Raw genomic sequence first — 13,131 nt, forward strand, 5'->3', positions numbered from 1 at the left:
GATCAGGCATTTAAGAAATATCTCAACCCATAAACGGAAAAGATCTACCCCTCGAAAGTGAGGTATCAAGAAAACCGTAACAGGGTGTTACGCAGTCGAAATGGGGGCTTACAACTCGTAGCGCGGTGCTTTAGCCCGCCACCACGTTGGCGAGATCGACCTTCTCAATACGCGGGCTGAAGCACCGCGCTACAGCCTTCAACTCGTGTTACCAGTTTACTAAACTACGACCCGTCATTCCTTCGTCGATACGTCTTTAGACTTCGCCATAAAGTCGCCTGGGGTGACTCCGTGGAACTTCTTAAACATCGTGCAGAAGTATGCCACATCTTGCATGCCGATTTTGTCAGAAACTTCCGATACATTGTAAGTTCCAGTCTCCAACAGCTCAGCCGCACGCGTCATGCGTTTACTTCGGATGCAGCCGCTTGGAGCTTCCCCAGTAAGAGCCTTGAATTTTCGATACAAGGTCATCCGACTCATGTGCATCAAGCCAGCCAGAGCCTCCACGTCGAAAAGCGGATCATCAAGATGTTCGTCGATGTTTCGCATCGCTCGATTCAGAAAAGACTCATCAAGCGAGTTACTGGTAATCTCCTTGGTATCGATACTTTGCTCGGCCTTGAGCTGTCCGTAGCGCTCGTGCAAGCGTCCCCGGTACTCGAACAAATTTCGTATCCGTTGTTTAAGGATCGGAAAATTGACAGGTTTAGTAAAGTAGTCGTCAGCCCCCTTCCCTAGGCTCTTCAGCTCGTGTTCATTCGCCTTTAAAGCAGTCAGCATGAACACGGGGATATGGCTGGTGATCTCATCATTTTTTATACGCCAACAAAAATCGTTACCGTCCATCTCGGGCATCATCACGTCCGATACAATCAAATCGGGAATCTCCTTGGCCGCGACCATCAGCCCGCCATTGCCATCCTTCGCCTCCAGGATCTGATACCCCTCCTCCAGTTCGCTCTTTAAGTAGGCTCGCATATCAGGATCGTCCTCAACCAAGAGGATCTTCGGACGATCATCAGTGGTGTTTTCAGAGTCCTTTTCAGCCGTAACGGTCTTTGGAATCTGCCCTTGCGAGGAAGACCCAAGCACCTCGGGAGCATCGGCTTCATCAGTCGTCTGCATCGAGCTAGGCGGTTTATCCAGCAGCGGAAGTGTAACCACGAAGCGGGTACCCTTCGCTTTACCATCCTTTATAACGACTGGGCTTTTCACCTGGATTCTCCCACCGCAGCGTTCCACCAAATTCTTTGTCAAAGCGAGCCCCAGTCCTGAGCCCCGATTCTTTTGACCATGTGTTTCTTTCACCCGGTAGAAAGGATCAAAGATGTGAGCCACCTTGTTCTCAGGGATACCAATCCCGTTATCCTCAACAGTGACGACACCGAGGACGGCCCCATTGCTTTCCTCCTCGTCGATCGTCGCCTTTACGAAAATCTCCCCGCCAGCTTCGGTGTACTTGATGGCATTTTGTATCAAGTTATCCAATATCTTCTCGACCGAATCCGGATCGAACCAAGCTTCGTAGTCGGTAAGCTGCGACACGAGAAAGACTTCCTGCTTCTTCTCCTGCGAGAGCGGCTCTGCATTGGCGATCGCGTTTTTGATGATCCCAATCAAATCCGCCCGAGCATATTGCAGCTGGATCGCACTCACTTCGAAACGCCTAAACTCAAGGATCTGCTCCACGAGGTGATGCAGTTTCAACGCGTTCTTCTGAGCTAGTTTCAGCTGACTCGTACCCTCTTTATCGGAATACTTGGATAAAAACTGCTCCAATGGGCCAAGGATCAAGCTGATGGGAGTGCGAAGTTCATGCGAAAGGTTGGTGAAGAACTGGAGCTTAAACTCCTCTAGACGTAGGATGCCCTGCACTCGCTGGCGTACCAGAAGCACCACCAGTACCACGATAACCAACAACACGCTCACCAGCGTAAGGATAAACCAAACACGCTGCCACAACGGCGGAATCACGCTAAACGTAGCCGCTTCAGCAATACGACCTTCATTTCCATCCCTGTCCCTGACGCGAAGTTCGAGCGTGTGCTCCCCGTTTGAAAGATCGGTCAGAATCACGCTCGTGTCTTTGGAGAAGACCGACCAGTCCTCGTCGTCCAAGCGATACGAATACTCCAAGGCACCTTCCGAAGTAAGAGACCAATAATCCTTAGCTTCCCAAGCGAATCTTATATTCGCGGAAGACACCAGCTCACGCGGATACTCCAAAAGCGTAACAACCGGAGCCTGCGTATCGGGCCGATAGCGAACCGATTTGAATTTCTCCTTCAAAGAGGAGTGTTCGAAATCAGAGTTTCGGGTACGGAAGAACCAATCGCGGTTGGCGGTATTGATCCAAATGTCCCCTGCCCCGTCTTGCTTTAGCGTAGCACCTTCTCTCAGGAACTGAAAGCCGCGCGGCAAAACGTTATTGATCCAAGATTCATCTTCGAATCTCGAGATACCAAGTCGCGTCGCCACCCAAGTAGTGCCCGGACGGTATTCATCATTCAATACATAAAGAACTTGCTCACTCTCCAGACCTTCATCTCGGCCATACAGAGTGGACTCGCCATCCTTGATCCTGAGTAGGCCAAACTCCCACGCGGCCCCCCAGAACGTTCCTTCCTGGTCAGTTGTGATATGGTCCAACCAACGCACTCCTAAATCCTTGGCTAGTCCGAGGTTTCGGAAGTCGGGCAAGGAAAACTTCCACAAACGCGGCCCGCTCATCCAAATCTCCCCCTCCTTCGATTGCGCCATACCCGCGATTCGACGCGGAACAGCCGGATTCAAGAGATAGGAGTGGCCATAGCCATAATCCGTAGTGAAATAAGTCACCATCCCTCCATGCTCGCCGACATACTCGGAACCAGAACCAAAACAGATTTCTCCCGAAATGAGTTCAATACCGGACAAGTGTCCAATCGAGCGCCCTAGGTCCTCGTGCTGATGGCGAGTCCATTTCTCTCCGTCGTAGAAACTCACCGCCGCCACGCCGTCGTGGCTTCCGCTCACCCAAATCGTACCGTCTCGGCTTCCCAGAATAGCAACTGGAGTATCGATCGGGCCGGAATCGTGCAGCTGAGCTGTTTGTGTAACCGAGTCGTATTCCACAATCTTCCCTTCCAATGATATAAACCAAAGTTTCCCGTTCTTTCCCTCGCATTGGAAGTGAAGCCCTGGGAACGATTCCCAGCGCTCGTCCGCGAAATGGATTTCATACACCGACTCGCCATGGCCGCCCAAAACGAGATTTCCATTACTTCGACGAAAGGCAAAGGTATCACTCAGCGGAAGCAATTCGCCCCTAGCGAGCACCTCCGACCACTGGCCACCGACTCGATTGTAGAGAGCCGACTTGCTAAAGATAAGGAAGCCATAGCGCTCAACCGAGACGGAAGTAACGTGGTTGTGGTAATCCAAATCACCGATCGGATCTTCCTCTAAAAAACCATCGATCTCCTTGTCGTAGCGGTAAGCGGGCAAGCTCGGTTTCCAAGAATGGAAAAGCAACTCGTCCTCAAAACTGTTGTAGACGATTTCCGGAGTATCGACCTGCTCGTCGAGCGCATAGGTTTGAGCCGTCGACGAATCCGGAAATGAGCGTCCCACATTGGCGTATTTCAGAATCCGCACCTCTCCGCCCAAAACAAGCCAGAGGTTATCCGCATTGTCGAAAGCGATATCGAAAACCCTCTCTCCAAAGTCCGCCACCAATTCAACCCCCTCTCCAGAGAGTTGATAGAGCCCAACCGGAGTCGCAAAGACAGTCAGTCCATGGGAGTTAGTCGCCGCGAAATTCCGCGAACTGTAGTACCCCGCTTCGTACTCGACTAGCATTTGCCACTTCTGATCCTTCAACCGCATCAAGCCGCCGGAGGTAAACAAGATCACATCGTCCGTTCCATTTGAGAACAGACTGTAGGTCCTCGCGTCTTCCGCCAATTCGGAGGAAGGAAAATGCCGCACCACCCTGCCATCGTAAGAAGCCACTCCTCCCTCGTAGCCCAGCCAGAGCTTACCCTCTTCGTCTTCCACTCCGCAAGTGAGGTACAGCTCGCTCAGCGCTTCGAGTTCATGCCAACGCCAAGGCTCCTCGATCGGGTTCCTCTTAACCACCTCGTAGGGGACTTGGGCAGTTACGACTTCAATCAGGGCACACAGCGTCCCTATCAAAACTGGCAAAAAAGACTTAGGCATTACGGAAAACGAGAGAGCGCGGACGAGCCCCCTAGCCCTCCAATCTAAAGGCGAGCCCCCTCTAGACAACCGGCGATTTGTAGAAAAACGTATCAGCCGTTACCTAATCCCAATCCCAGGAGGGCAACGCTCCGTCGTTGCCGTTGAGCCGAGATCAAACAACCTCAGCAAAGCCGCCTGGCGACTCGAATCGTCAGCGCCTCTCGATCGTCAGGGTCAAACTCTCTGCCTTGACCGGAAGGCCAGCCACGAACAAGCCATTTCCTTTGTCTAGAAATGTGACTCCCTTCGCGAAAGGAACGCCCGTCTCCAGCCAGATTGAGAAGGGTCCGGACTCCGGAAGTGTTACGGTGATTCGTTTCGAACTGCGTTTCGATACCTCGACGGTTGCGGCTGCGAGGTACTTGTCCGTGCGACCGATCACCGACCAGCCCTTTTCGATTGGGCTCAGCTGGATGAGATATTCGCCAAATCCGGCAAGCTCCACTGGATACCCCTCTTCGCTCAGCCTGTCCGCTTTGCCCGACTGAAAATCATAGACCAGCAGTCCTTCTTTGGGCACATCCCAATCCCCTCCGTAGGGTTGGATCATGCCAGAGGCCGCTGAATAGTGCTCTGCTGTTATCCGTGTCCCTAGAACAGGCGAAGCCACCTTCCCATCACCGAGCAGATTAAAACACGCAACCGCCACCGAATCATTCGGCAATGGAGCCATTGTTCTGAAAAGCCGCTGGTCATCCTGATTCATGAAAATGTCGTCCGGCAGCGGAGCTCCAGGCGCCAGCGGACGCGGCAGCTTGCCATCCAAATAGCAGAGCGGCCAAACCTCTTCCGGCACGATGTGCTCTGGGTCATCCGACAGATACGTCGGGCCGCCGGAGAGCGCTTTGGAAATCGCCATCATACGGACAGCTAGCTTATCGGTGGAATGAAACATGTCGTGGTCCCCCCATGACACCTGCCCCAACCAAGGGATGGAGCTGAAGTTGTTGAAGATCGATCGCCTCGCCCGGTCCACTGTCAGCTTATAGTCAGGCCCCGAACGCCCTACCACGCACTCGCCGGAGTTGAAGATGAAATGCGGCACATGCCAATTGCAGTTCAGCAAACCGTCGAACTGATCCTCTACCGTTTCCTGATAGATCCTCGAAAACAAGGTCGCCATGGCTGAGGGATTCCCAATCGCATCCTCATTCGTATCCGGATAATCTGACGCGACCTTTTCTACGGAAACACCTCCCGCATACGGCAAGAGCGTCCCGCAAAAGTCGACCTTCACAAAATCAATGTCGTCCGCCCGAGACTGTCGTAGCAAGTAGTTCATAAAAGCTCGAATCGACGCCTCATCAGGTTTGGGAATCCACCGGCCATTATTCATTTCCATCATCGCCTCCGCCAACTCCGGAGGATCTCCAGCTCCCATGCCCTTCGCATCGCCTAAAAGCGCATGCCACATGCCGACCCAACGAATTCCATCCTCATTGCGGAGATCAGTTAGCGGTTTGTATCCACTTGGAAAGGTCTCTTTCTTCGGCATCAAGCTCTCCAGTGAAAAATGCCCATCGTCTACGAGCATGTAGCGCACCGGCAGCTCGTTCTCTTCCAAAGTCTTGAAAGCGCCCACCAAGAGATCCGAGCTAATGTTTTTCTTAAACTCCTCCCAGGAGCACCAGCCAAGGTAATTGAAAACCTCCGGATAGTCCTTCTGCTCCCTCATCTTCATGTAGCCCTTGATCTGGGGAGCATTGCTGGCCTGTATCCAAACTTTGTTGGCAGCCTCGTAAGGAGAGTTCGCTCGAGCCCAGGCCACGAGAGGCAAATCCCCGTCCACGGCAGCCGTTCCCTTGGTTCCCAACTTAAGCTTCAATTCCCCACCCTCTGGAGCAAACCAAGCATACGCCTGCTCTCCACAAAGCGGTAGCAAAGCAAGGTAGTCACCATCCTTAAGCTCTAAGATAGAAAATATACCGCCCTCTTTCGATTTCGTTGACAGGACTTCCCCAAATACACGATTGCCACCATATGGCCACCATTCGCCCCGATAATAGACCGCTTGCGAATAGGCAGGAACCTTGAGCCCATACTGCTCCAGCACACCTTCTCTGTCAGGAGTACCTGAATACGATTTCAAAATCTCGAATCCCGCTTTCTTATTAAAGAGGTCCAGAGATTCAGCTGATAGGACAGTCGTGCCGAGCACACACAGGCACACGATCATGTTAAGCAGTCTTTTCACAGTCTGATGAAGTTGGGGTGCAAATGTGGAAGATGGTAGTCTAGTTTCTTTCGACCTTCAAAGCGTATGCGTATTCACAGGGTCGCTCTGCTGGCAGCTTAACAACAAGAGCTTCAGCAGTATGCTCCCATTCGAGCTTACTATCGCTACCTAGGAGACGAACCGACTTGATGTCGTTTGGATACAGTTTTCCATCAAAGCCAAAGGCACGAACCACCAGTTCCTCACTAGGCCAATCGAGCACGATCGCATACAGGTTCTTACCCTTCTGCGTGAAGCGAATGTCTTCCTTAGTCCACTTGGGCACATTCCGGTCCAAACGTCCGTGAGCGTGGTGCCCAGTCACCGTCTCTTCCGTCGGGCCCTCGCCAAAGTAACTCCAGGGAACCGTATCGTAAATCGCTTCGCCGTTGATCTTAAGCCAATCGCCAATCGCCTTCAGTTGTGTCTTCTGATTCTGAGTGAAAGTGCCGTCCGGCTTCGGCGGAACGTTGAGCAGCATACGGCCATTCTTACTGGTCATATCAACCAGCAGATCCACTAGATGGTTCGTATCCTTCATCGGGTTCTTCGGATTGTAGAACCAAGGCGTCGGGTAGTTTCGATGCTCCGCCATGTTGATGTCCGCCATCCATGGGTCAAATTGCAGCCCGATCAGGCTGCCATTCTCTACATTGCGCATGCCGACCCCAGGTGGGATATCGTAGGACTTGTAGATGAACTCGACCTCACGCCCGTCTTTCTGAGCCTCATTAAAATAGCGGGCTAGAAAACGCTGCTGCCCACTCTCTGGAAAACACGGAACCGTATTCTCTTTGCCAGGCAAAAGGCGCCCACCGATGGCTCGCCCTCTTTTAATCGTCTGAACCGTTCCACCAAATCCAACGTCCACCCAGACCATGTCCGGTTGATAGCGATCCGTCGCCTCAGTGATCCGCTCGTACCACCCCTGCCAGAGATCGGGACGAGTACGATTTTTGAAATCAATATTCAACAGATCCACCTCGTCCGACGGCTCCCTGTAGGTTTCATTCTCACGAGACACCTGCCCCCAAATCGAAGAGGAGTGGAAAGTCATGATGTACTTCATGTCACGCTTGCGGATCTCTCGAGCGAGCTCGCCTGCGATGTCTACCTTCGGACCGCGATCAACTGTATTCCAGTCAGTGATCTCGCTATCCCAGTTCAGCATCCCTGTTACATGCCAAGCAACCGGTCCCGCAAACTGGGCCCCTGCCGACTCAAAGAGATCCGCCCACTCCGCCGCGTCAAAGTTCTCTCCAGTCCAATTTTCGATCGCCTCGATAGTGCCCATGCCCTGATCCGCATGCTGTATCTTGACCATCTGCGGTCCCCAGTGACAGTAGATGCCAAACTTCATCCCGTCCATCCACTTCGGCATATCGTGCTTCCGCAGCGAAGACCAATTGGGCTCGAACGCCTCCTGCGCAACCTCCTGATTACAAGCAGTGAGCCCAAGCAGAGCGGCCACCGCGGATAAGAATAACAAGCCCTTTCGTTTCATCTTCATATCAAATTCGTTACCTGTGAATACACTGCCATTTTATGCACGAAACGGCCTAAAAACAATCCCCCCAATCGCGGGGGCAATGAAGTCACCCAAAACATGATAGGAAAGAGACTTCCCAAAGGTAGCGGTCATCGTCCCCGATGACCACACCTCCCCACTTTGGCCATCGGGGTCTACCGAGCGAAGCGACATAGCGAATGCGCTCATAGCCGCTACCAAAACCATCAATTCAATCAGTCTGCTTCATCCGCCGGCAGACGAATCCTGATACGCTCCTGAATCGCCCACACCTCGGCATAGATCTCACCCTTCTGGCTACAGAACCGTTCCGACTCCCGAACTTTCTCATCCCACGCGCGATACAGTGTATCCAAACTTCGCGACTTCGAAGCATACTTCCTGCCTGCCTCGACGATGCCAAAATAAGACATTGGAACTTTCGCCATCCCCAAGACAGTCTTCATCCCCAACTTCATCGCTTCCAACTCCTCGACAATCTTCAGCCCGATTCGTTTTCGCTCCTTCAGGAGTCTCTTCATTTCGCGATCATCGGCTAACTCATCCGCCACTCTACGCTGCTCATCAGTAAACCTAGGCTGATACCATTCATGACTCTTGACCCCCGTTAGCCGATCCGCTCGATCAATCCAGGCCCGATAGTCTCGATCCATCTGAGCCACCTTTTCTGGATACTGGGCTGCCAGATCATGCGACTCAGTAGCATCCGTATCCATTTCATAAAGCTCCCAAGGGAAATCATATAAATGCTGAACAGTGCCATCATGCCCATCCGACACGAGTTTCCAGCCATCCTTCATAATCATACGTCCCGCCTGAAAATGCCCGAAGTAATACTTTCCCTCTTCCGCCGGCTCTCCCTTCAGCATCGGGAGCATGTTAGTGCCCGACAGCGGTTGCACCGTCCAATCCTTTAACAATCCCTTCTCATGAGGCACCTCCCATTTTTGTCCCTCGGGGTAGTCGGCTCCGGCGAGCGAGTAAAGAGTCGGCGCTAAATCAACGATATGTGCGGGCTCATGAGTGATGCGGTTTACTTCCGAGATTCCCTCCGGCCACCTAACAATGAACGGCGTCAGTTGGCCCCCATTGTACATGTAGCGCTTAAATTTTCGATACGGCGTATTGCAGGCATTCGCCCACTCTTTTCCCAGCTTCGCCTGCGAGTTCCGCGTGTCTGGTTTGTTCCGAGCAGTTACACCATCCCACATCGCACCTTCCGCGCACGCGCCATTGTCAGAAAAAAAGAGAACGACTGTATTTTCGGATACGCCGATTTCCTCCAACTTGGCCAACAACCTCCCGACATTCCAATCCAAGCGATCAACCATCGCGGCGTAAACAGCCATCGTTAAATCGGCATCGTCCTTCCTATCGAAATCCTCCCAAGCAGGGACATCTGGGTCTCGCTGCGAATTTTTCCAACCTGGTTTAACGATCCCCAATTCCAATTGCCTTTTGAAACGCTCCTCCTTGATCGCGTCCCATCCCTTCAAGTACTTCCTGCGATACTTCGCTATGTCTTCCGGCCAGGCCTGCAAAGGATAATGTGGAGCGTTGTAAGAGACATAGAGCAAAAACGGTGATTCGCCTTCCTTGTGCTCTTCGAGAAATTTAAGGGCCTCATTGGTATACACATCCGTAGTATAAAACGTGTCCCGATTTTCTGCGGTGACCGGTTTGATGGGCTTATCACCTTCCATAAAATCACCTTTGGGTTCGAAGTAATTCGAACCTCCTTTGAGAGAGCCATAATACCGATCGAAACCACGTTTGACTGGGTTCTCCTTCGCGTGCCATTTGCCCGTCATCCAAGTCTGGTACCCTGCGGTTTTGAGAACTTCCGCGATGGTCATTCCGTTTACCATCTGTGCTGGCGGGCCATTGCAGCCCCCTTCGATTGGATACAGCCCGGTTAGCAAGGCCACGCGAGAGGGAGCACACTTCGAGCAATTCATAAATTGCGTGAACCGCAAACCTTCCGACGCGAGCCGGTCGAGATTCGGGGTCTCGATCTCTCCACCATAACAACCGATATCGGAGTACCCCAAGTCGTCGGCGAATAGGATCACAAAGTTCGGCCTTTTTGCTTCACCAGCAAATGCTCCGCTACATGCCAGGACTAACCCTAACACAAAAAAGAACTTCCTAAACTGGATCATAATCAGAATTCTCGTCATCAATTACCTAATACAAATTTATGCACCCTCTATTTCGAAAAAGCCTCTAGAGCGTCCCGCTCTACCGTCTCATCGTACTTCGGGTTCAGCTCACTAGGGACAGGGGCTCCGATCTTCACACCTTAGCTTGCTTCAGAATCCCAAACAACCCCGTCCGCGGCTTAGACTTTTCAAGGACGCCATTCAGTGTCCGGCATTCGTCTCTGGCGGTATCGAAACTGAAAAAAACGCGGTTGGGGTAGATCATAACTGGATGTCACGTCATCCTAATACGTGCTTCCCAACTTCACAATCCCCCTAATCGAGGGGGATTTTAGAGATTCCTGTTTTCCGAAAAAGAGCTACCTTCAACTCTATGCTCAAACTGCCCCCAATCGGTCCATTCGGACTACTGCTCGTTTTCCTCTGTTTGAGGGGCAATACATCAGTTTCGGGAATTACCACGAGCGCAATCGAACACGAAATCTCGATCTTAGAAGCAGAACTAGCGACCCTTCCCATCTCTCATCCCAGCACCTTGCCATGGTCTCGCGGAGTTAGCTGGCACCTCAACCAACAACCGGAAAAGCCGGTCTCGGCCACCATCACTTTCGCGGCTCCCGCATACATCGACCTGATCGCAATCCTCCCCGCCGCCTACCCTGACAAAGACAACAAGCTTCGCCCTGACGGCTTCCCGATTCGCTTCTATTTGGAACGCCTGCTTCCCGACGGCTCATCCGAGATAATTGCCGACTATCGCGAAAACGACTACCCGACTCCCGGCGTAGAGCCGCAGCTTTTCCCCTGCCCGTCGGACACACTCACTGCCGGCCTCAAGATCACCTCAACCTTACATCTACCGAACCAGGTTTGGCTCCGGCCTTCCCATGTTGTAGCGTTGAACGAGATCATCGCCTTTTCGGGCGAACACAACGTCGCGCTCAATGCCCAAGTCGAAGCCCCGATGCACACTCCTTCCGGGCAACTTTGGACTCCCCAAGCGCTCGTCGACGGCTTCACCCACTTCTCCCTTTCGGATCGAAATCTCCGGGAGCCCAACATCGCCTATAAGGTCAACTCAGATAAACTCGTTCTGGATTTCGTGTTCGAACAAGAGCAGCAAATCAACGAGTTCAGAATTTGGCCGCTTATCAACCTGTACTACCCTCCAATAAGCGGGGTTGGATTCCCCAAAGGAATCAAGCTCGAGAAAGTAGAAGAAAACCAACAGTCCACACTCTACGAGAGTGGAGAGAGCATTCCCCATCCCGGTTCCGATCCCTACATGAGGCAAATTACTCCCACAACGGGAAAACACTTTCGCTTCACCCTCTCCAAACCCGTTCCCGAACAGCGAGCAAAATATCGGGAGAACCTATCGATTGAGGAGATCCAGTTATTATCCGCTGGCAAAATACTGACCAACGGAATGACGCCTAGCATTCAAAACCCGAATACACGCAAAACGAGTTCGAACGCCGTACAGAAACTAACAGACGGCTTCACCAGCGAAGGAAAGATTGTCCCCCTCCGCCGATGGGTAGAGAGCTTTCACCGACGGGCCCAAATCGAGAAGCAACTCCTCAGTCTCAACTCGGAACTGGACTTCGCCCGGCGACAGGAACGTGAGCGCATGCAAGTCCTAACGATCGCGGGAATCACGGCAATAATCCTACTCGCACTCCTCGTTTGGATCGTGCGTCTACTATCCGTACGCAAGTGGACGCGAATCCGCGAGCAAATCGCCGCCGATCTCCATGACCATGTAGGAGCAAACCTCAGCAGTATCGCCCATTCCAATACACTCCTTAGTAGAACAATCGAAACCCCTTCCGAGTTGCAGAGCGAGCTCCTAGAGGACTCTGTTGCGACCGCCAGGTCAACAGCCTCTGAGGCACGCGAGATCGTAAAGCTCCTGCAGGATAAAAGAGCGAACCAACCACTCTCCGCACTGATAAAAAAGACGACCAGACAAATACTCGGCGATATCGAATACACCTGTACGCTCCCGGAGTCACTTGGCCTCAATCCCTCACAAAAATGGAACCTGGTTCTCTTCCTAAAGGAAGCGCTCAACAACGTGATCAAACACTCCCAAGCAAATCATGTGGACATCGAGTTGATACATTCTGGACGCCGCGTCGAGCTCGCCATAACCGACAACGGCTGCGGTATCACTGGCAAAAGGAAATCGCTCTTCCATCTGGAGAAACGAGCCACTCTCCTCAATGGCAAACTGGGAATTAAAACGGGCAGAGGCACTCGCATCACCCTTAACTTCAAGCGAGGTCTTTTCTCATGAGCCGAACAATCGAAGTCATTATCGTCGAAGACAACGAATCCTTCACCAAGTCACTGAAACGTACCCTCGCATTCAACTCTGACATGGCTTGCACCGGATCGTTCAATAGCGTCGAGGACTTTTTGGATACAGAGAATGAGGATACTCGAGAGCCCCATATAGCCCTCCTCGACATCCATCTCCCGGGCAAAAGCGGTCTCACCCTAGTGCCTCACCTCAAAGAGAACTACCCCAACACCAAGATTCTTGTTCTCACCCAAGACGACGACTACCATACCACCCTAGAAGCGATCCGCCTAGGCGTATCTGGATACGTCCTCAAAAACGCTGACTTAGAAGATATCGAACGCGCCATCCGCGAAGTAAACGACGGCGGTTGCGTCATCGACCCACAGCTCTCACGCCTTGTCCTCGACGCCCTAGACTCCAAGGAGCCCAGCAAAGACAGCACCCTCAGCAATCGCGAGCGACAAGTCCTCGAGCTTCTCGCCATGGGTTTAGTTAAAAAGGAAGTAGCGGACCGCCTGAACCTAAGCTACTACACTGTATCCGAATACACAGACAACATCTACAAGAAACTCCAATCCCCCAACGCCGCAGCTGCCGTGGCTACCGCGATTCGAAAGGGACTAATCTAAGCAGAATACGTTGGCCGTCGGGGACGACGGCCGCTACCTTC

6 protein-coding genes are annotated in these 13,131 nt (G+C 52.4%); 2 read left to right on the forward strand and 4 right to left on the reverse strand.

Annotated elements, in window-relative coordinates:
• Positions 1 to 234: 234 nt before the first annotated feature.
• From JIN87_RS03850 to JIN87_RS03865, 4 genes are all read right to left on the reverse strand, one after another.
• Positions 235 to 4,203 (reverse strand): ATP-binding protein, encoded by a 3,969-nt coding sequence (locus JIN87_RS03850; RefSeq protein ID WP_200354204.1) that lies wholly within the window; start codon positions 4,201 to 4,203, stop codon positions 235 to 237.
• A gap of 193 nt (positions 4,204 to 4,396) precedes the next feature.
• Positions 4,397 to 6,439: a Sip1-related alpha-galactosidase gene (locus tag JIN87_RS03855; protein ID WP_200354205.1), complete on the reverse strand. Its 2,043-nt coding sequence runs from the start codon at positions 6,437 to 6,439 to the stop codon at positions 4,397 to 4,399.
• A gap of 40 nt (positions 6,440 to 6,479) precedes the next feature.
• Positions 6,480 to 7,970, reverse strand: coding sequence for an alpha-L-fucosidase (locus JIN87_RS03860; protein WP_200354206.1), 1,491 nt, complete (start codon positions 7,968 to 7,970; stop codon positions 6,480 to 6,482).
• 233 nt (positions 7,971 to 8,203) lie between these two features.
• Positions 8,204 to 10,060 carry an arylsulfatase gene (locus tag JIN87_RS03865; protein WP_200354207.1) on the reverse strand — a complete coding sequence of 619 codons (1,857 nt, stop codon included), beginning with the start codon at positions 10,058 to 10,060 and terminating at the stop codon, positions 8,204 to 8,206.
• A gap of 463 nt (positions 10,061 to 10,523) precedes the next feature.
• On the opposite strand from JIN87_RS03865, the gene JIN87_RS03870 reads away from it, so the two are divergent.
• Together JIN87_RS03870 and JIN87_RS03875 are read left to right on the forward strand one after the other, a co-directional pair.
• Complete coding sequence (locus JIN87_RS03870; protein WP_200354208.1) at positions 10,524 to 12,452, forward strand: sensor histidine kinase; 1,929 nt, start codon at positions 10,524 to 10,526, stop codon at positions 12,450 to 12,452.
• Positions 12,449 to 13,090: a response regulator gene (locus JIN87_RS03875; RefSeq protein ID WP_200354209.1), complete on the forward strand. Its 642-nt coding sequence runs from the start codon at positions 12,449 to 12,451 to the stop codon at positions 13,088 to 13,090. The genes JIN87_RS03870 and JIN87_RS03875 overlap by 4 nt, the downstream gene beginning before the upstream one ends.
• Positions 13,091 to 13,131: the final 41 nt, after the last annotated feature.

Source organism: Pelagicoccus mobilis, assembly GCF_016595505.1.
GTDB lineage: Bacteria > Verrucomicrobiota > Verrucomicrobiia > Opitutales > Opitutaceae > Pelagicoccus > Pelagicoccus mobilis.